The organism is Kitasatospora sp. NPDC096147 (assembly GCF_044763225.1).
GTDB lineage: Bacteria > Actinomycetota > Actinomycetes > Streptomycetales > Streptomycetaceae > Kitasatospora.
Genome location: NZ_JBIWFX010000002.1, coordinates 279,859 through 299,338 on the forward strand (window position 1 = coordinate 279,859; position 19,480 = coordinate 299,338).

Here is a 19,480-nt window from a genome sequence, read left to right on the forward strand (position 1 = left end):
GCCGTATGTCCTGGTTTGCGGCCCTGCGCGACAGCGTGCGTGCCGGGCTGAAGGTGGACCGGAGCCTCAGCAGTCCGCGCCGGGCGCTGCGCGGCGCGGTGGCCGCCGCACTGGTGGTCTTCCCGACCCTGGCACTGGCCGGGCCGGGCCCGGCCACCTCGGCCGCGATGGGCGCCTTCATCGCCGGCACCGCCACCTTCCAGCGCAGCTTCCGACCCCGGGTCTCGCTGGCCGTGGCGGCCGGGATCGGACTGGGCGTCAGCACCTTCCTGGGCTACCTGGCGGTCGGCATCCCCGGTGCCTTCCCGGTGCTGCTGGCGCTCTGGGCCTTCGGCGCCGGGATGGCCTGGTCGATCGGGCCGAGCGCCGGGGTGGTGGCCGCGACCACCGTCTCGGTGATGCTGGTGGTGGTCCAACTGCCCGTCAGCGTCCCGACCGCGCTGGGCCACGGGGCGCTCTGTGCGCTCGGCGGGGCGAGCCAGGCCCTGGTGGTGACGCTCTGGCCGATCGACTCCTGGCGGGCCCAGCGGGAGGCGCTGGCCGACGCCTACGCCGAACTCGCCCACTACGCCCGGCGGCTGCGCCAGGACCCGGTGGCGCACGTGGACCCGGCGCCGTTCATCACCGCCCGGCACGCCGCCACCCTGACGCCCTGGCAGGCCCGGCACCGCCCGCCCGAGCTGCGCGGGCTGCGCGGCGTCGCCGAGCGCATCCGACCCACCCTGGCCGCGCTGGCCGACCCGAAGGTGGGCGCCGCCGCCGAGGGCCCGGAGCGGGACCGGGCGCTGGAGCTGCTGGCCGCCGCCGCCGAGACCATGGACGCGCTGGCCCGGGCGGTCCGGACCGGGGAGCCGTACCGCTCCCCCAAGTCCTCCCCGGCGCTCACCCTGACGGCCCGTGACCCGGACACCGCCGATCCGGAGCACGCGGTGCTCACCGGGGCGGCCCGCCGCTCCGCGCGGCGGCTCACCTCGCTGCTGCGCAGGGCGGTGGACACCCTGGACCGGGAGGACAAGGAGACCGTCTCCAGCCCGGTGGCCGGCCCCGGCCTGCGCCGCCCCCCGCTCTTCCGGCTGGCCCCGTCCGTCCTGCTCGCGGTCCGGCGCCAACTCCGCCCGCACTCCGCCGTGTTCCAGCACGCGGTGCGGCTCTCCGGGGTGGTCACCCTCTCCTACCTGGCCGCCAAGGTGCTCGACCTGCACCACGGGTACTGGGCCCCGCTGACCGCCGCGATGGTGATGCGGCCGGACTTCGCCCAGACCTACAGCCGGGGCGTGGCCCGGCTGGCCGGCACCGTGGTGGGGGTGGCCGTCTCCACCGCCGTGGTGCAGCTGTTCCACCCCGGGCAGTGGCTCTCCGCCGCCCTGGCGGTGGCCTTCATGGGCGGCGCCTACCTGACGCTCCGTACGGGCTACGCGGTGATGACCGCCTGCGTCTCCTCCTACGTGGTCTTCCTGCTCGGCCTCCAGCCGGGGGACCCGGTGCGCACCGCCACCGACCGGATCCTGCTCACCCTGATCGGCGGGGGCATCGCCCTGCTCGCCTACGCGCTCTTCCCGACCTGGCAGACCGCCCGGCTGGCCGAGCGGCTGGCCGAGTGGCTGGCGGCGGCCGGCCGGTACGGGGCCTCGGTGCTGACCGTCTTCGGCGAGCCCGGCCGGGGCGGCGAGGACGTCCGCTCCGCCCTGCTGGACTCCCGGGAGGCCCGGTCCGAGCTGCTCCAGGCGATCGACCGGGCCGACGCCGAGCCGGTCCGGCACGAGGGCCAGCTGCCCGAGCTGACCCGGAAGCAGATCGACAAGGCCCGGGCGGCGGTCGGCATGCTGGGCCGCAGCACGGTCCTGATGGAGGCTCACCTGCCGCCCGCCGAGGCCGATCCGCTGCCGGGGGCGGTCGAGTTCGCCGAGGAGCTGCGGGACGCCACCGCGATCGCGGCCGGGGCACTGCTGGTGGGTGACCAGGTGGAGTTCGCCGCCCTGCGGGCCCTGCACCGCCGCTGGGACGCCGAGCTGGCGGCGCTGCCGCCGTCCCACCGGATCGAGGTGGCCCGGGCCGGCAGCCGGATGGTGCTGGCCGCCCTCACCGACCTGGAGAAGGCGACCAAGGCCCGCCGCGTACCCTCGGGGGCGTGAGCAGCACGGGTAGCCCGCACACGGGCGAGCAGTACGACGACGCCTTCACCGCCGCCGACGACCGGGAGATCGGGGTCGGCCCGCACCCGGAGCCCTGGCCGGCCGGGCCGCAGTACGACCCGGAGCTGCTCGCCCACGGCGACCGGCGCAACGTCACCGACCGGTACCGGTACTGGACCCGGGAGGCGATCGTCGCCGACCTGGACACCCGGCGGCACGGCTTCCACGTCGCGGTGGAGAACTGGCAGCACGACTTCAACATCGGCTCGGTGGTACGCACCGCCAACGCCTTCCTGGCCGGCGAGGTGCACATCGTCGGCCGCCGCCGGTGGAACCGGCGCGGCGCCATGGTCACCGACCGGTACCAGCACGTCCGCCACCACGACTCGGTGGCCACCCTGGCCGCCTACGCGGCCGAGCAGGGCCTGGCGGTGATCGGGATCGACAACCTGCCGGGCGCCGTGCCGATCGAGACCTTCGAACTGCCCGAGCGCTGCGTGCTGCTGTTCGGCCAGGAGGGTCCAGGCCTGACCCCGGAGGCGTGGGAGCACGCCACGGCGGTCTGCTCGATCGCCCAGTACGGCTCCACCCGCTCGATCAACGCGGGCGCCGCCGCCGCGATCGCCATGCACACCTGGATCCGGCAGCACGCCTGACCGGTGTGACCGGGGTCACCGGAACTCCGGCCGCGCGCCGGACAAGGCACCTCGTGGACAACAGATCGCACGAACGCATCCGCGCGGGGGACCCCGAGGCGTTCCGGGAGCTCTTCCGCGAGCACGCCTCGCTGGTGCACCGGCACGCCGTCCGGGTGAGCGGTGACCGGGACCTCGCCGAGGAGGTCGTCTCGCTGACCTTCCTGGAGGCGTGGCGGCTGCGCGAGCGGCTACTCGACCATTCGGCCGGCCCGCGCCCCTGGCTGATGGGCATCGCCGTCAACGTGCTGCGCAACACCCGCCGGGCGGCCCGCCGGCACCAGGCCGCGCTCGGCCGGCTGCCGGTCCGCGACACGGTGCCGGACTTCTCCGACGAGCTGGTCGGCCGGCTCGCCGACGCCGACCAACTCGCCGCCGCCCAGCGGGCGTTGAAGCAGCTGCGGCGCACCGAGCGGGAGGTCTTCACGCTCTGCGTGTGGTCCGGGCTCGGCTACGCCGAGGCCGCTACCGCGCTCGGGGTGCCGGTCGGCACCGTCCGCTCGCGGCTCTCCCGGGCCCGCACCCGGCTGCGCGCGCTCGCCGAGAAGGAACTGCGGAAGAACCGGGAACCGCTCCGGCGGTCCGGACAACAACAGGGCGGCCGCACTCCTGCGGCCCGGTCGTACGAGTCGCACGAGGAGACGTACGGATGAACCGCGAGTCCCGCAAGCGGACCGAACCCCTGGACCACGCGGAGCTCGCCCGGCTGCTGCCGGCCCCGTCCGCCTCCGGGATGCCGATCGACCGTCAACTGCTGTTCGAGGAGCACCTGTTGAACGAGATCCAAGCTTCCGCCCCGGCCCCCGCCCCGGTGCGGCGCCCGGCCCGCCGGGCCCTGCTGATCGGCGCCCCGGTGGCCGCCGCCGCGCTCGCCGCCGTCCTCGCGGTCGGTGGAGTGCCCGGTGGAGCCGTCGGCCCCGGTGCTCCGGCCCCGTCGGCCCCGGCCGCCGTGGCGGCCCAGGTGGTGCCGGTCGAGCCGGGCAGCGCCCTCCAGCTGGCCTCGACGGTCCGTCAGCTCTCGGCCGCCGCGGGTGCCCGGCAGGTGCCGGTGCCCGGGCCGGGCCAGTACGTCTACGTCAAGAGCGAGGTCTCCTTCCTGTCCTCGTCGGTCGACTTCGCCAGGAACGAGAGCCGGACCTGGGTGCAGCCGCTGCACCGGCGCGAGGTCTGGCAGTCCGTCGACGGACTCGACGGCTGGCTCGACGAGCCCGGCTACCTGAACCCCGGGGGCATCGGTCTCGGCCGCTCCAATCCGCACCACAAGCCTGCGGACGACTCGGGCCCGGACCGGCCGGTGGACCGCTCCTACGACTGGCTCAAGGCCCAGCCGGCCGACCCGGACGCGCTGCTGCCGCAGCTCTACCCGGCCGTCAGCAGCCCCCGGGACCGCGACCAGCAGGCGTTCGAGGCGCTCCGCGGGATCGTCAACGCACAGCTGGTGCCGGCCCCGGTCGCCGCCGCGCTCTACCAGGCCGCCGCGAAGATCCCCGGCGTGGTGGTCCTGCAGGACTCCCGGGACGCGGCCGGTCGCAGCGGCCTCGCGCTGGCCCGGCAGGACGCGAAGACCGGTGTGCGCCTGGAGCTGGTCTTCGACCGCACCGACTTCAGCTACCTGGGCAGCCGGGGCGTCCAGGTGGTGCCGACCGCCGAGGTCGGGGCGGGCACGGTGGTCGAACGCACCGCGGTGATGGAGCGGGCCGTGGTCGACGCCAAGAAGCAACGGCCCGCTCCCGGCCGGGCCGGCTGAGCGGTGACGGCCCGTCAGCCGAACAGCAGCCGCCAGGTGTGCGGCCCCGGGTAGCCGTCCGCCTCGCTGCCGCTCCAGCCCTGGGCCCGCTGGAAGTCGGCGACGTTCAGCCGGTCCGCCTCGCCCCACTCGGGGCCCGGGCCCTCGGTGTAGTGCCGGCCGAAGCCCTTCCGGACGAGCTGCTCGCCGAGCAGCTTCACGGACTCGTTGGACTGCCCGGGCCCGAAGCTGCTGGCGCCCGGGTAGGGCGGGGCGGCGGCCGGTCCGGGATCCGGTGCCGGGGCGGGGGTCGGCGGCTGCGGCGGGGCGGGCTGGTTGACGGCCGGCGGGATGTCCTTGCCCCGGTGCTGCACCAGCAGGTCCCAGGTGGCCTTGCCGGGGTAGCCGTCGGCCTCCGAACCGCGCCAGCCCTGGGCGAGTTGGAACGCCTCGGTGGCCCGCCGGTCGGCCTCGCCCCAGCTCGGGTCGGGGCCCTCGGCGTAGAACCGGGCACCGCCGCGCTGCACCAGCAGCTCGCCGAGCCGCTTCACGTACTCGTTCCGCTGGCCGGGGCCGAACTTCGCCGTGCCCGGGAAGGCGTCCGGCTCGGGTGCCGGGGCCGGGCCGTCCAGCCCCTCGTACCGGTAGGCCACGTAGGAGGCGGCGTTGTTCCAGTACGCGTACGGGGTGGTGCGCTTGCGGGTGGCCGGCCTGGTCTGCTCGTAGGCCAGGTACTTGGAGCGGGCCGCGTCGGCCCAGCCGCCGAAGATGACGGTGTGCGAGCCGCCCGCCGGGTCGGCCGCGTTGTTGTACACCAGGATGTCGCCCGGCTGGAGCTCGGTACGGGCTATTCGGGTGGCGTGGTCGGGCAGGGTCCAGGTGGTCTGGCTGCTCCCCAGTCCCCAGGCCATCGAGACGAAGCCGGAGCAGTCCTGCCGGTACCCGTCCGACCAGTAGCTGCTCATGCTGTACGGCACCTGCTGGTCGATCCAGCGCTGCGCCCGGGCCATGATCTCGGCCCGGGTGGTGGTGCGGACCGCGCGCATGCTCCGGGTCTCCGCCGCCGCACCGCGCAGCGGGGCGACCTCGCCCTGCGGGGTGGAGCCGGCCTCGGTGCCGGCCGGTGCGGGGGCCGGAGCGGGTGCGGCGGTGGCGACGCCGCCGCCGAGCACGGAGCCGACCGCCGCGACCAGCAGCGCGGCCCGCCGGGCGCCGTGCGCCGAGCGGTGGCCGCCCTCGGCGACCGGGGCGGCGTGCAGCCGGGCCAGCCGGCGGGCCGAGCAGCCTCCGCAGCCGCAGTCCCGGTCCGGTTCTATCTCGGTGAACTCGATCAGCACGGTCGGAGCCTTCCTCTCCTGGGGTGTCACGGAGGGGATGTGTTCCACCGTCAGATGCGGACATATCACCTGAAAACCTGTGAATATCCTCAGAAACGCCGGAGGCCGGCCCCGGAGTGGGGCCGGCCTCCGGCGAGGGGGTCCTGATCAGGCGGCGAGCTCCGCCTCGGCGACCGGCGCCCCGGCGCCCCGCTTCCCGTCCCGCATCACCACGGCGGCCAGCAGGGCGGCGGCCAGCACGCCGACCGCGCTGATGGTGAGGGTGGTGGACATCGCGGTGGTGAACGCCTCCCGGGCGGTCCGGGCCAGGCCGCCGTCCCCGCCGGCCACCGCCAGCGCACCGGAGATCGAGCTCTTCGCCAGGTCCGAGGACCCGGCCGGCATCTCGGCGGTGAAGCGGCTGGTCAGCAGCGAGCCGAGGATGGCGATGCCGAGCGCGGTGCCGGCCTGCTGGATGGTGTCGTTCAGCGCGGAGCCGACCCCGGCCTGCTCCTCGGGGATGGTGCCCATCAGGGCGGCGATCGCGGCCGGCATCGCCAGCCCGGCGCCGAGGCCGAGCAGGCCGAGCGCCACCGCCGGGACGGTGAAGCCGCTGTCCGCGTCCACGGTGGTGAAGAGCAGGAACGAGCCCGCCATCACCAGCAGGCCGGTCACCACCAGCGGACGGTTGCCGGTCTTCGCGGCCAGCCCGGCGCCCGCACCGTTGCCGATCAGGGCGGTGACCGCCAGCGGCAGGAAGGCCAGCCCGGCCTCGACCGCCGAGTAGCCCAGCACGAACTGCAGGTACTGGGTGAGCACCAGCAGCAGGCCGCCGTTGCCGATCTGAACCAGCGTCAGGGAGAGTGAGCCGCCGCTGAAGTTGCGCTGCTTGAACAGGGCCAGCGGGACCATCGGCTCCGGGTGGACGTTCTCCCAGGCCACGAAGCCGATCAGCGCACCGGCCGCGACCAGCAGGGTCACCAGGCCCCGGCCGTCGAACGCGCCGTGCTGCGGGATCTCGATGATCCACCAGATCAGTGCCGTCATGCCGACCGCCGAGAGCACCGCGCCGATCGGGTCGGGCCTGCGCCACGGCCCCCGGGACTCCGGCATCAGCAGCAGCGCGGCGGTGATCGCCACGGCCACCACCGGCACGTTCACGAAGAAGATGGTGTGCCAGGAGAAGTGGTCGATCAGGAAGCCGCCCAGCACCGGGCTGCCGACCAGGCCGAGCATCGAGACCGAACCCCAGGCCGCCATCGCCCTGCCGCGCTCGTCCTCGGCGAAGACGGTGATCAGGATGGAGAGGGTGGACGGCATGATCAGCGCGCCGCCGACGCCCATCGCGACCCGGGCCGCGATCACCTCGCCGGGGTTGGTGCAGACCGTGGCGGCCAGCGAGGCCAGGCCGAACAGCAGCAGCCCGATGATCATCACCTTCCGGCGGCCGAAGCGGTCGCCCAGGCTCCCCGAGGTGAGCAGCAGGCCGGCGAAGACCAGCACGTAGGAGTCCAGGATCCACTGGATGTCCTGGGCGCTCGCCCCGATGTCGGCGGTCATGGCCGGTACCGCCACGGTCAGCGCCATGCTGTCGATCACCAGCACCAGCGTGCTCAGGCAGAGCACCACCAGAATCCACCAGCGGTGCGGATTGCGGGCTTCCATCGGTTGTCCCCCTCGGGTGCGTACACCGTTCCTTCGATGGGAACACTGTACGCATGTGCGTACGTCGTTCGCAAGATGCGAGCTGTGTACGCTGGGGCGAACGTCGTACGCACCGATCAGGAGGACGCATGCCGGCCAAGAGCGCACCCGTCGCATCGGTCTGGGCCCGGGAGAAGCGCGAGCCCGACCAGCCAGGGCTGAACCGGGCCGGGATCGTCCGGGAGGCGATCGCCATGCTGGACGCGGAGGGCGCGGAGGCGCTCAGCATGCGCAAGCTGGCCGCCGCACTGAACGCCGGCGCCGCCTCGCTCTACCGGCACGTGGCCACCAAGGACGAGCTGATGGAGCTCGCGGTGGACGAGGTGGCGGCCGAGATGTCGGTGCCGCCGCCCGGCGGCGCCGACTGGCGGGCCGACGTGACGGCCGCCGCGCGGTCGTTCCGGGCCGCCGCGCTCCGCCACCCGTGGCTGGCCTCGCAGCTCGGCCAGGCCGGTCTGGCCTACCTGGGGCCGAACCTGATGGACTATTCGGAGCGGCTCGCCGCCCTGGTCACCGGGGTCGGCTTCGAGGAGCCCTCACGGGCCATCGACGTGGTCTTCGCCTACGTCATCGGCATGTCCACCACCGAGGCCGCCTGGCTGGCGACCATCGCCCGCTCGGGCGAGACCGAGGCCGAGTTCGTCGCCAACCGGATGCCCGCAGCAGCGGCTGCCGCCGCCGACCACGCCTACCTGACCGCCGCCTACGGCACCGTCGCCCCCGACCCGGTCGCCGTCCGCGAGGAGAAGTTCACCTACGGCCTCGACGTCGTCCTCGACGGCCTCGAACGCCGCCTCACCCACCCGTAACCAAGCCGCCCTCGGCCCGCCCTCGGCCCGCCCTCGGCCCGCCCGGAGGGCGGTCAGGGGCGCGAGGAACTGCGCGAGGCGGGAGACGGTAACTCAGGTGCCGGGAACGGAGGGTCACTTGCAGCTGGGTGTCCGTTCCCGGCAGGCGGCCTGCTTCTTCCGCTGCGCGCAGTTCCTCGCGCCCCTTGGGTCGCTGCATGGTCCTCGCCGCGTAGTGCGCTTCCTCTGCGTCCGGCCCCCCTTGGGCCGCCCGGAGGGCGGTCAGGGGCGCGAGGAACTGCGCGGGGCGGGAGGCGGTGGCTCAAGTGCCGGGTGCGGAGGGTCACTTGCAAGTGGGTGTCCGTCCCCGGCAGGCGGCCTGCTTCTTCCGCTGCGCGCAGTTCCCCGCGCCCCTGGGTCGCTGCATGGTCCCCATCGCGTAGCGCGCTTCCTCTGCGCCCGGCCCGCCCTCGGCTCGCCCTTGCGCCGCCCGGAGGGCGGTCAGGGGCGCGGGGAACTGCGCGGGGCGGAAGGTGGTGGCTCAAGTGTCGGGTGCGGAGGGTCACTTGCAGGTGAGTGTCCGTTCCCGGCAGGCGGTCTGCTTCTTCCGCTGCGCGCAGTTCCCCGCGCCCCTTGGGTCACTGCGTGGTCCCCGCCGCGTAGCGAGCTTCCTATGCGCCCCTGGCACACTGCATGGTCCCCGCCGCGCAGCGCGCTTCCTCGCGCCCCTGTGCCGCCGCGCTCTGCGACGGGCCGTCAGTCCTCCGGGCCCAGCAACTCGGTGAGGGCGCGGCGGATCTCGGCGCGGCTGGGGTCGACCGCCGCCCACGCGGCGTGGCCGTCTGGGCGGACCAGCAGGACGGTGTCCCGGAGCTTGCCGTGGGTGGAGGCGGGGGCGGCGGCCACCGCCCGGTCGGCCCAGGGTTCGAGCACCGTGCTGAGGTCGTCGTTGGAGATCAGCACGGCCCGCCCGCCGCGCAGCGCCTCGTACAGCCGGGCCGGTGTGCCGGGGGTGTCGACGGCGAGGCGGAGGTCGGGGAGCCGGCGGCCCGTCAGGTGGTGGCTGCCGCCGGGGGCGGGGTAGTCGATGCCGATGCCGGAGATCCGCTTGACCCCGGCCGAGCCGACCGCCCCGAGCCGGTCGCCGAGGGCGCCGACCGCGCCGCGCAGCAGCCGTGCCGGGGCGGACCCGCCGAGGGCGACCCGGACCAGGGCGCCGGAGCTGAGCACGGCGGCCCGGCCGACCGGCCAGCGTTCGGTCTGGTAGCTGTCGAGCAGGGCGTCGGGTGCCCAGCCCTTCACCGCCCCGACCAGCTTCCAGCCGAGGTTGGCCGCGTCCTGGAGGCCGGTGTTCATGCCCATCCCGCCGGCCGGCGAGTGGCAGTGGGCGGCGTCGCCGGCCAGGAAGACGCGGCCGGAGCGGTAGTTGGGGACCTGCCGCTCGTCGCTGTGGAAGCGGGAGAGCCAGCGGGCGTCGTGCAGGCCGTGGTCCTCGCCGAAGGCGTCCCGGGCGATGGCGGCGATCTCGTCGAGCTCCACCGGCGCGTCGTCCGGGAGCTGGTGGTTGCGGTCCCAGGCGATCACCCGGTGCCAGCCGTCGCCGAACGGCACCAGGAAGGCGAAGCCGTGCTCCCCGGCGGCGACCGCCAGGGTGCCGGCCGGCGGGCGCTCCACTCGGACGTCGGCCAGCAGCACCGAGCTGACCACCGACTGGCCGGGGAACGGGATGCCGAGCAGGTCGCGGACGGTGGAGCGGACGCCGTCGGTACCGACCGCGTAGGCGGCGGTGTACGTGGCGCCGTCCCTGGTCTCCAGCTCCACCTGGCGGCCGTCCTGCCGCAGGGTGGCGAGCTCGGCGCCCCGGACGATCACCGCGCCGGCCTTCACGGCCCGTTCCTGGAGCAGGCGTTCGACGTTGTACTGCGGGGTGATCAGGACGAACGGGAAGCGGGTCGGCAGCTGGTCCAGCCGGGCCTCCAGACCGCCGAACAGCCGCAGGTGGTCCAGCGCGGTGCCGGTGGCGATCAGCTCGTCGGCCAGGCCCCGGGCGTCCAACTGCTCCAGGGTGCGGGCGTGCACGGCGAAGGCCCTGGTCAGGTTGGACTCGGTGGTCCGCTTCTCCAGCACCGTCACCCGCAGCCCGGCGGCGGCCAGGTCACCGGCCAGCAGGAGCCCGGTCGGGCCCGCGCCGACGACCACCACATCGGATGCCTGCTGCTTCTCGGACATGCCCATCTCCCGTTGATCGGACCAGCGTTCGAGCAGACCCGGCAGCACGTCCGGGCCTTCTAAGCTTCCTCTCAGCCTTCCATCATCGCGGCCCCATCAGTCCCTGTGAACGTCACTGACATGACTGAGTCCGCAGTTCGCGGTACGACCGCCGTGGCCGAGCCCGAACGTGAACCCGCACCCACCGCCCCGATCCGGACCGAGCTGGTAGAGGTGGTCGTCCCGGTCTACAACGAGCAGCACACGGTGGAGAAGTGCGTCCGCACGCTGCACGCCTACCTGGCGGAGACCTTCCCCTACCCGTTCCTGATCACCGTGGCCGACAACGCCAGCACCGACTCCACCTGGCGGGTGGCCACCGCGCTGGCCGCCGAGCTGCCGGGGGTGCGTGCGGTGCACCTGGACCTGAAGGGCCGGGGCCGGGCCCTGCGGCAGGTGTGGGGGAGCAGCGAGGCCGAGGTGGTGGCCTACATGGACGTCGACCTCTCGACCGGTCTGGAGGCGTTCCTCCCGCTGGTCGCACCGCTGCTCTCCGGCCACAGCGAGCTGGCGATCGGCAGTCGGCTGCACCGGGGCTCGGCCGTGGTGCGCGGCGCCAAGCGGGAGTTCGTCTCGCGGACCTACAACGCGCTGCTCCGGAGCACCATGGCGGCCGGCTTCTCCGACGCCCAGTGCGGCTTCAAGGCGGCCCGCACCGAGGTGGTGCGGGAGCTGCTCGGGTCGGTGGCGGACGAGGAGTGGTTCTTCGACACCGAGCTCCTGCTGCTGGCCGAGCGGTCCGGGCTGCGGATCCACGAGGTCCCGGTGGACTGGGTGGACGATCCGGACAGCCGGGTGGACGTCGTCCGCACCGCGCTGGACGACCTGCGCGGGATGGCCCGGGTGGCCCGGGGTTCGCTGGGCGGTGCCGCCCGGCCGGCCGGGCTGCCGGTCCGGCCGAGGCCCGGCCCGTCGGTGCGCCCTGGAGCACTCCGGCAGGCGGTGGGCTTCGCGCTGGTCGGCACCCTGTGCACCCTGGCCTACCTGCTGCTCTACCTGACGGCCCGGCAGCTCGCCCCGGCACTCTGGGCGAACGCCCTGGCCCTGGCCGTCACCGCGATCGGCAACACCGCGTTGAACCGGCGCTTCACCTTCGGCGTGACGGGCCGTCAGGACGCGCTGCGCCATCAGCTGGAGGGCGGCATCGCCTTCCTGGCCGGGCTGGCGCTGAGCAGCGGTGCGGTCGCGCTGCTGCCGGCCGGTGCCTCGCCCCGGGCCGAGCTGGCCGCCCTGGTCGGAGGCAACGCGCTGGCCACCGTGGCGCGCTTCGTGCTGCTGCGGTTCTGGGTGTTCAACCCCCGCCGCAGCTGACGGAACTGACGGCCCGCCACGGCTACCGGAACCGACGGCCCGCCGGGCCGCCGGTCCGGTGCCGTGCAGGGCCCCGGACCGGCGGACGGATCAGGAGTGCCGCCGGACCTCGACCGTGCGGAAGCGCGAGGCGACGAAGGCGCCGTCGCAGTACGCGGCGTTGGCGGCCGGGTTGGCCCCGGTGCCGTGCAGGTCGGAGAAGGCGGCGGTCTGGTTCGGGAAGACGCCGCCGGTGAGGTTGAGCGAGAGCGAGACGCCGGAGTCCAGCGCGGCGGCGACCAGGGCGGCCTCCACCTCGCTGTCCACGGTGTACGCGGAGGCGGTCATCGCGCCCTGCTCGCGCACGGTGCGGGCGAGCAGCTCCACCGCCGCCCCGGCGGACTCCACCGCGACCAGGAAGGAGACCGGGCCGAAGCACTCGCCGGTGAAGGCGGCCTGGTCGTCCGGCTTGTCGGCGTCCACCTTGACCAGCGCGGGGGTGCGGATGGTCGCGCCGGGGAACTCCTCGGAGGTCACCACCCGGGGCGCCAGAGCGAGTTCGCCGTACTCGCCGCCTGCCGCCTTGACGCTGCGGCCGAGCACGGCGGGGTTGACCACGGCGCCGAGGATCGCGGCGGCCCGGGCGTCGTCGCCGAGCAGCTTCTCGATCGCGTGGGCCAGGTCGGCGGCCACCTCGTCGTAGGACTTGCCGCCCTCGTCGGTGCGCACGCCGGTGCGCGGGATCAGCACGTTCTGCGGGGTGGTGCACATCTGGCCGCTGTAGAGCGAGAGCGCGAAGGCGAGGTTGGCCAGCATGCCCCGGTAGTTGTCGGTGGACTCGACGACCACCGAGTTGAGACCGGCCTTCTCGGTGTACACCAGGGCCTGCCTGGCGTTCTCCTCCAGCCAGTCGCCGAAGCCGGTGGAGCCGGTGTAGTCGATGATCCGGATCTCCGGCCGGACCGCCAGGGTGGCGGCCAGCGTGCCGCCCTCGTGCTCGGCGGCCAGGGTGACCAGGTTGGGGTCGAAGCCGGCCTCGGCCAGTACCTCGCGGGCGACCTGCACGGTGAGCGCCAGCGGCAGGGTGGCCCGGGGGTGCGGCTTGACCAGCACCGGGTTCCCGGTGGCCAGCGAGGCGAACAGGCCGGGGTAGCCGTTCCAGGTCGGGAAGGTGTTGCAGCCGATCAGCAGCGCCAGGCCGCGCGGCACCGGCACGAAGTCCTTGACCATCGAGAGCGGGTCCCGCTTGCCCTGCGGCTTGGTCCACTGGGCCTGCTCGGGCAGCCGGGTCTGCTCGGCGTAGGCGTAGGCCACCGCCTCCAGGCCCCGGTCCTGCGCGTGCGGGCCGCCGGCCTGGAAGGCCATCCCGTAGGCCTGGCCGGTCGTGTGCATCACCGCGTGGGCGAACTCGTGCGAGCGCGCGTTGATCCGGGCCAGGATCTCCAGGCTGACCGCCGCCCGGGCCGCCGGCCCGGCCGCCGCCCAGGCCGGCCGGGCCGCCTGCATCGCGGTGATCAGCGCGTCGGCGTCCGCCCTCGGGTACTCGACGCGCAGCTCGATGCCGTACGGCGAGGTCTCGCCGCCCACCGTGGAGCCGTCGCCGGGCTGGCCCTCCAGGGTCAGCGGGGAGCCGAGCAGGGCCTCGAAGGCGGCCTGCCCGTCGGCCTGCCCGGTCTCGCCGTAGGCCTTGGCGAACTCCGGGTACGGCGACCAGTAGTCGCGCGACCGGGTGGCCTCCAGCGCGCTGGTCAGGGTGGCCTGGTGACGTTCGATCAGCTCGGCGACGACGGGGTGGCTGGCCGCTGCGGTCATGACGCGCTCCTTCTGGGCTGTCTGGTCACCCCTCAGGTTAACCGAACGATCGGTCGGGTCAATGGGGCGGTGGAGTGACCCGGGGGCGCACGGGTGATACTCGTTCACATGGCCGAGAACTCCACCCGCACCGCCTACACCGTCGACACGCTGCTCGCCGTCACGGTCGGGGTCTTCAACGAGCGCGGGTACGACGGGACCTCGATGGAGGACCTGTCCCGGGCCGCCGGGATCTCCAAGTCCTCGATCTACCACCACGTGCGCGGCAAGGAGGAGCTGCTGAAGCTCGCCGTCGGCCGCGCGCTGGACGCGCTGTTCGGCATCCTGGCCGAGCCGGAGGCGCTGACCGGCCGCCCGGTGGACCGGCTGGAGCACGTGGTGCGCCGCACCGCCGAGGTGCTGGTCGCCGAACTCCCGTACGTCACGCTGCTGTTGAGGGTGCGGGGGAACACCGCGACCGAGCAGTGGGCGCTGGAGCGGCGGCGCGACTTCGACCACCAGGTGGCCGAGCTGGTCCGCGAGGCGGTGGCCGCCGGGGAGCTGCGCTCGGACCTGGAGCCCCGGCTGGCCACCCGGCTGCTGTTCGGGATGATCAACTCGATCGTGGAGTGGTACCGCCCCGGCGGCAAGCACACCGACGGGGTGGCCGAGGCCGTCGTGCACCTGGCCTTCGACGGGCTGCGCGCCTGACCGTCCGCGCGTCCGCCCGCACGCCCGTCCGCGCCCGAATCGTGCCCGCCCGCACGCCCGTCCGCACGCCCGTCCGCGCGCCTGCCCGGGCGGCTGACGGTGGGCGGTGGGAGGCTGCCGGGATGACCGAGATGCCCGCACACCTCTCCCCGCCGCTCGCCGACGACCCGCGCGAGCCGCTGCCGCTCACCGGCTCCGAGCGCGAGCTGCTCACCGCCTTCCTGGACTGGCACCGGGAGACCTTCCTGCTGAAGTGCGCCGGCCTGGCCGACGCCGAGCTCTCCACCCTCGCCGTCGAGCCCTCCGGGCTCAGCCTGCACGGCCTGCTGCGCCACCTCACCGGGGTGGAGCGCTGGTGGTTCCGGATCCAGTTCGCGGGCGAGGAGCTCCCGCTCCTGTACTACTCCGACGAAGACCCGGACCAGGACTTCGAGCACCTGGACGGCAGCGTGGCCGAGGCCGTCGAGGCCTGGCGCACCGAGGTCGCCGAGTCCCGCCGGATCGTCGCCGAGGCCGGCTCGCTGGACGACACCGGCACCCACCGGGCCTCCGGACGGCCGATCGCACTGCGCCGGATCCTGATCCACATGCTGGCCGAGTACGCCCGCCACAACGGGCACGCCGACCTGCTCCGCGAGCGGCTGGACGGCACCACCGGCTACTGACGAACGGTGCTCACGCGCGCCAGGGCGGCGGCCCGGGGGCGCGGGGAACTGCGCGAGTCCGGAGGGCGGAGCAGCGTGGGATCGGGGCGCGTGAGCCGGTTGCACGTGCTGCCGTTCCCGCGCGTGCAGTTCCCCGCGCTCCAGGTGTGACCGCCGCTCCGGGTGTGACCACCGCCCGGGGGTGACCCCCACGTCCCTAGACCGGCGGCACCTGGTCGGTCTCCTCGAAGACCAGCAGGGTCTGGGTGGCCAGGACCTGCGGGATGTTCTGGATCCGGCCGAGGACCAGCTCCCGCAGGGCCTGGTTGTCGGCGGTGTGCACCAGCAGCAGCACGTCGAACTCGCCGCCGACCAGCGCGATGTGGGCCACCCCGGGCAGGGCCAGCAGCTGCTCCCGGACGGTCCGCCAGGAGTTCTGCACGATCTTCAGCGTGATGTAGGCGGAGGCGCCCTGCCCGGCCCGCTCGTGGTCGATCCGGGCGGTGAAGCCCCGGATGATGCCGTCCTCGACCATCCGGGCGATCCGTGCGTAGGCGTTCGCCCGGGAGACGTGCACCCGCTCGGCGACCGAGCGTATCGAGGCCCGGCCGTCCTGCTGGAGCAGCCGGACGATGGACCGGTCGATCTGATCGAGCCTGGACGTCTGTTCAGTGGACACGGCCCCCGACCCTCCCGCTGTGGACATGCTGTCATCAGAAGACCGCTGTTCGGGCCGATTGTCCACCACTACGGCACAGCTGTGGCCAGATTGAACAGACAACCGAACAATCGGTAGGGAGGAGGCGCCCCGGCGACCAGCCCTGCCATCCCTCGTGCACCACCGGCATCACCCTGCCCCGCACCCCCGCCCCCACCCTCTGGAGGTGCCCGAGATGACCGTTCTCGACCACCGACACCTCGCCGGCGACGTGCCCGGCTGGCGCCCCGACGCCTCCGGCCCGCGGACCGACCCGGCCCCGCTGCTGCCGGACCACGAGCCCTACCGGATGCTCGGCACCCCGGCCGCCGAGAAGGCCGAGCCGCTGCTGCTCACCGAGCTCTACCGCCGGCTGGTCGCGGGCCGCCGCTACAACCAGCAGGCCACCACGCTGACCAAGCAGGGCCGGCTCGCGGTCTACCCGGCCTCGACCGGGCAGGAGGCCTGCCAGGTGGCCGCCGCGCTGGCGCTCCGTCAGGACGACTGGCTCTTCCCCAGTTACCGGGACACCCTGGCCGTGGTCAGCCGGGGGGTGGACCCGCTGGAGGCGCTCACCCTGCTGCGCGGCAACGCGCACACCGGCTACGACCCCCGGGCCACCCGCACCGCACCGCTCTCCACCCCGCTCGCCACCCAGGCCCCGCACGCGGTCGGCCTGGCCCACGCGGCCCGGCTGCGCGGCGACGACACCGTGGCGCTGGCCATGCTCGGCGACGGCGGCACCAGCGAGGGCGACTTCCACGAGGCGCTGAACTTCGCCGCCGTGCTGAACGCCCCGGTGGTCTTCCTGGTGCAGAACAACGGCTACGCCATCTCCGTCCCGCTCACCCGGCAGTCCGCCGCGCCGACCCTGGCCCACAAGGCCGTCGGCTACGGCCTGCCCGGCCGGCTGGTGGACGGCAACGACGCGCTGGCCATGCACACCGTGCTCACCGAGGCGGTCGAGCGGGCCCGCTCCGGCGGCGGCCCGACCCTGGTCGAGGCGGTCACCTACCGGATCGAGGCGCACACCAACGCCGACGACGCCACCCGGTACCGGCAGGAGGAGGAGATCGCCGCCTGGCGGGACCACGACCCGATCCTGCTGATGGAGCGTCAGCTCCGCGCCCTCGGACTGCTGGAGGACGGGCTGAGCCAGGGGGCCACCGAGGCCGCCGAGGCACTGGCGGCCCGGATGCGCAGCGAGTTCCACGCCGACGCGGTGCTCGACCCGATGTCGCTGTTCGCCCACGTCTACGCCGAGCCCACCCAGCAACTGCGGGAGCAGGCCGAGCAGTTGGCCGCCGAGCTGGCCGCCGAGGAGCACTGAGGATGAGCACCACCGCCACCGCCACCGCCCCGCAGACCCGCACCATGGCCCAGGCGCTGAACACCGCGCTCCGGGACGCCCTGCGCGAGGACCCGACGGTGCACGTGCTGGGCGAGGACGTCGGGCAGCTCGGCGGGGTCTTCCGGATCACCGACGGCCTGACCGCCGAGTTCGGCCCGGACCGCTGCCTGGACACCCCGCTGGCCGAGGCCGGCATCCTGGGCACCGCCGTCGGCATGGCGATGTACGGGCTGCGCCCGGTGGTCGAGATGCAGTTCGACGCCTTCGCCTACCCGGCGATGGAGCAGTTGTTCTCGCACGTCGCCAAGATGCGCAACCGCACCGCCGGGAAGCTCCCGCTGCCGATCACCATCCGGATCCCGTACGGCGGCGGCATCGGCGGGGTCGAGCACCACAGCGACTCCTCCGAGGCGTACTACGCCCACACCGCCGGCCTGCACGTGGTCACCCCGGCCACCGTCCAGGACTCCTACGGGCTGCTCCGCGAGGCCATCGCCTCGGACGATCCGGTGGTCTTCCTGGAGCCCAAGCGGCTGTACTGGGGCAAGGACCGGCTGGACGTCGAGGCGCCGGTCGAGCCGATCGGCCGGGCCGTGCTGCGCCGCCCGGGCAGCTCGGCGGTGCTGGTCACCTACGGGCCCTCGCTGCCGGTCTGCCTGGAGGCGGCCGAGGCGGCGAAGGCCGAGGGCTGGGACCTGGCGGTGCTGGACCTGCGCTCGCTGGTGCCGTTCGACGAGGCGACGGCCTGTCAGGTGGTCCGCTCGCTGGGCCGGGCCGTGGTGGTGCACGAGGCGAGCGGCTTCGGCGGGGCGGGCGCGGAGATCGCCGCCCGGCTGACCGAGAAGTGCTTCCACCACCTGGCCGCTCCGGTGCTCCGGGTCACCGGCTTCGACATCCCGTACCCGCCGCCGATGCTGGAGCACCACCACCTGCCCGGGGTGGACCGGATCCTGGACGCGGTGGCCCGCCTCCAGTGGGAGGACTGACCAGATGATGCCGGTGGTGCGCGAGTTCACCCTGCCCGACCTGGGCGAGGGGCTGACCGGGGCCGAGGTGGTCCGCTGGCTGGTGGAGGTCGGCGAGGTGATCGCCGTGGACCAGCCGGTGGTGGAGGTGGAGACCGCCAAGGCGGTGGTCGAGGTGCCCTGCCCGTACGGCGGGGTGGTGACGGCGAGGTTCGGGGCCGAGGGGGAGGAGATCCCGGTCGGCTCCCCGCTGGTGACGGTCGCGGTGGCCCCGGGTGAGGGACCGCAGCCGCTGGCGGACCAGGACCCGCCGGTGGAGCGGCCGTTGGTCGGCTACGGGGTGGCCGAGCGCCCGGCGGGTGCCCGGCGGGCCCGGGTCGGGGCCGGCCGCACGGCCCCGACCCCGGCTCCGGCTCCGGCTGCGGCTCCCGTTCCGGCCCCGGTTCCGGTTGCCGTCGAGGTGGCTCCGGCGGTGTCGGCCGTGGTGGCGGTGATCTCGCCGCTGGTGCGGCGGATGGCCCGGGAGCACGACCTGGACCTGCGGACGGTGGCCGGCTCCGGTCCGGACGGGCTGATCCTGCGCCGGGACGTGGAGCGGGTGTTGAGCGTGCCCGCCCCGGTGGCGGCGCCGGTGGCCGAGGGCGTGGTCCCGCTGCGCGGGCTGCGCAAGGCGGTGGCCGAGAAGCTGACCCGCAGTCACCGCGAGATCCCGGCCGCGACCTGCTGGGTGGACGCCGACGCGACCGCCCTGATGGAGCTGCGGGCCGACCTGAACCGGGCGGCCGGGCCGAAGATCAGCGTGCTGGCCCTGCTGGCCCGGATCTGCACCGCCGCGCTGGCCCGCTTCCCGGAGCTCAACTCCAGCGTGACGCCGGACGGGACGGGCATCGTCCGGCACTCGGTGGTGCACCTGGGCTTCGCCGCGCAGAGCGGGCGCGGCCTGGTGGTGCCGGTGGTGAAGGACGCGCACGCGCTCGGTACTGAGCACCTCGGTTCGGAGCTCGCACGGCTGACCGAGGCCGCCCGGGAGGGCCGGCTGACCCCGGCGGAGCTGACCGGGGGCACCTTCACGCTCAACAACTACGGGGTCTTCGGGGTGGACGGATCGACGCCGATCCTCAACCACCCGGAGGCGGCGATGCTCGGCGTCGGCCGGATCACGCCCAAACCCTGGGTCCACCAAGGGGAGTTGGCGGTCCGTCAGGTCACCCAGCTGTCCTTCACCTTCGACCACCGGGTCTGCGACGGCGGTACGGCGGGCGGCTTCCTGCGGTTCGTCGCGGACTGCGTGGAGCAGCCGGGGACGCTGCTGCGGCAGCTGTGAGCGCGGCAGGTTAGCGCCTCCGGGGGCCGCTGTCCGGGCTTCCGAGGATTTGTCGGATGAGCTTCACGGTCGTGCCAC

At 74.2% G+C, this 19,480-nt stretch carries 16 protein-coding genes; 11 read left to right on the plus strand and 5 right to left on the minus strand.

The genetic code is table 11. The features are described 5' to 3' along the window. Window positions 1-5 precede the first annotated feature (5 nt). Genes ACIRBX_RS06770 through ACIRBX_RS06785 form a run of 4 tightly spaced genes read left to right on the plus strand, consistent with a single transcriptional unit; the run spans window position 6 to window position 4,574 of the window. Window positions 6-2,132 (plus strand): FUSC family protein, encoded by a 2,127-nt coding sequence (locus ACIRBX_RS06770; RefSeq protein WP_402294128.1) that lies wholly within the window; start codon window positions 6-8, stop codon window positions 2,130-2,132. Continuing rightward, window positions 2,129-2,788 (plus strand): TrmH family RNA methyltransferase, encoded by a 660-nt coding sequence (locus ACIRBX_RS06775; protein WP_402294129.1) that lies wholly within the window; start codon window positions 2,129-2,131, stop codon window positions 2,786-2,788. The genes ACIRBX_RS06770 and ACIRBX_RS06775 overlap by 4 nt, the downstream gene beginning before the upstream one ends. A gap of 53 nt (window positions 2,789-2,841) precedes the next feature. Further along, window positions 2,842-3,480 (plus strand): RNA polymerase sigma factor, encoded by a 639-nt coding sequence (locus tag ACIRBX_RS06780; RefSeq protein ID WP_402294130.1) that lies wholly within the window; start codon window positions 2,842-2,844, stop codon window positions 3,478-3,480. Beyond that, entirely contained in the window at window positions 3,477-4,574 is a 1,098-nt protein-coding gene (locus ACIRBX_RS06785) for a CU044_5270 family protein (RefSeq protein WP_402294131.1), read from the plus strand. Before ACIRBX_RS06780 ends, ACIRBX_RS06785 begins: the two co-directional genes overlap by 4 nt. A 14-nt stretch (window positions 4,575-4,588) precedes the next feature. On the opposite strand, the gene ACIRBX_RS06790 is transcribed toward ACIRBX_RS06785, so the two are convergent. Both ACIRBX_RS06790 and ACIRBX_RS06795 read right to left on the minus strand, forming a co-directional pair. Continuing rightward, on the minus strand, window positions 4,589-5,890 hold the full coding sequence (locus tag ACIRBX_RS06790) for a peptidoglycan-binding protein (protein ID WP_402294132.1): 1,302 nt from the start codon (window positions 5,888-5,890) through the stop codon (window positions 4,589-4,591). Between the two features lie 147 nt (window positions 5,891-6,037). Continuing rightward, a complete protein-coding gene (locus ACIRBX_RS06795; protein ID WP_402294133.1) occupies window positions 6,038-7,534 on the minus strand; it encodes an MFS transporter in 1,497 nt (498 codons plus the stop codon). Between the two features lie 128 nt (window positions 7,535-7,662). On the opposite strand from ACIRBX_RS06795, the gene ACIRBX_RS06800 reads away from it, so the two are divergent. Continuing rightward, entirely contained in the window at window positions 7,663-8,382 is a 720-nt protein-coding gene (locus ACIRBX_RS06800; RefSeq protein ID WP_402294134.1) for a TetR/AcrR family transcriptional regulator C-terminal domain-containing protein, read from the plus strand. A gap of 735 nt (window positions 8,383-9,117) precedes the next feature. On the opposite strand, the gene ACIRBX_RS06805 is transcribed toward ACIRBX_RS06800, so the two are convergent. Next, the gene (locus ACIRBX_RS06805) at window positions 9,118-10,590 is read right to left on the minus strand and encodes an FAD-dependent monooxygenase (protein WP_402294135.1); all 1,473 of its coding nucleotides are present in this window, start codon (window positions 10,588-10,590) and stop codon (window positions 9,118-9,120) included. Window positions 10,591-10,710: 120 nt separating this feature from the next. Between ACIRBX_RS06805 and ACIRBX_RS06810 the strand changes: the two genes are divergently transcribed. Then, window positions 10,711-11,940: a glycosyltransferase gene (locus ACIRBX_RS06810; protein ID WP_402294136.1), complete on the plus strand. Its 1,230-nt coding sequence runs from the start codon at window positions 10,711-10,713 to the stop codon at window positions 11,938-11,940. Between the two features lie 90 nt (window positions 11,941-12,030). Here the strand turns inward: ACIRBX_RS06810 and paaN are convergent, their stop codons facing one another. After that, window positions 12,031-13,731: a phenylacetic acid degradation protein PaaN gene (gene paaN, locus ACIRBX_RS06815; RefSeq protein ID WP_402294137.1), complete on the minus strand. Its 1,701-nt coding sequence runs from the start codon at window positions 13,729-13,731 to the stop codon at window positions 12,031-12,033. Between the two features lie 108 nt (window positions 13,732-13,839). On the opposite strand from paaN, the gene ACIRBX_RS06820 reads away from it, so the two are divergent. Together ACIRBX_RS06820 and ACIRBX_RS06825 are read left to right on the plus strand one after the other, a co-directional pair. Further along, the gene (locus tag ACIRBX_RS06820) at window positions 13,840-14,421 is read left to right on the plus strand and encodes a TetR/AcrR family transcriptional regulator (RefSeq protein WP_402294138.1); all 582 of its coding nucleotides are present in this window, start codon (window positions 13,840-13,842) and stop codon (window positions 14,419-14,421) included. 122 nt (window positions 14,422-14,543) lie between these two features. Continuing rightward, the gene (locus ACIRBX_RS06825; protein WP_402294139.1) at window positions 14,544-15,086 is read left to right on the plus strand and encodes a DinB family protein; all 543 of its coding nucleotides are present in this window, start codon (window positions 14,544-14,546) and stop codon (window positions 15,084-15,086) included. A gap of 196 nt (window positions 15,087-15,282) precedes the next feature. Here ACIRBX_RS06825 and ACIRBX_RS06830 read toward each other — a convergent pair whose 3' ends face one another. After that, window positions 15,283-15,771, minus strand: a complete 489-nt coding sequence (locus ACIRBX_RS06830; protein ID WP_402294140.1) for an Lrp/AsnC family transcriptional regulator — start codon at window positions 15,769-15,771, stop codon at window positions 15,283-15,285. 187 nt (window positions 15,772-15,958) lie between these two features. Here ACIRBX_RS06830 and pdhA point away from each other — a divergent pair, with 187 nt between their 5' ends. Genes pdhA through ACIRBX_RS06845 form a run of 3 tightly spaced genes read left to right on the plus strand, consistent with a single transcriptional unit; the run spans window position 15,959 to window position 19,402 of the window. Next, window positions 15,959-17,092, plus strand: a complete 1,134-nt coding sequence (pdhA, locus tag ACIRBX_RS06835) for a pyruvate dehydrogenase (acetyl-transferring) E1 component subunit alpha (RefSeq protein ID WP_402294141.1) — start codon at window positions 15,959-15,961, stop codon at window positions 17,090-17,092. A 2-nt stretch (window positions 17,093-17,094) separates the two neighbouring features. After that, the gene (locus tag ACIRBX_RS06840; protein ID WP_402294142.1) at window positions 17,095-18,099 is read left to right on the plus strand and encodes an alpha-ketoacid dehydrogenase subunit beta; all 1,005 of its coding nucleotides are present in this window, start codon (window positions 17,095-17,097) and stop codon (window positions 18,097-18,099) included. A gap of 7 nt (window positions 18,100-18,106) precedes the next feature. Next, window positions 18,107-19,402 carry a dihydrolipoamide acetyltransferase family protein gene (locus ACIRBX_RS06845; RefSeq protein ID WP_402295258.1) on the plus strand — a complete coding sequence of 432 codons (1,296 nt, stop codon included), beginning with the start codon at window positions 18,107-18,109 and terminating at the stop codon, window positions 19,400-19,402. Window positions 19,403-19,480 lie beyond the last annotated feature (78 nt).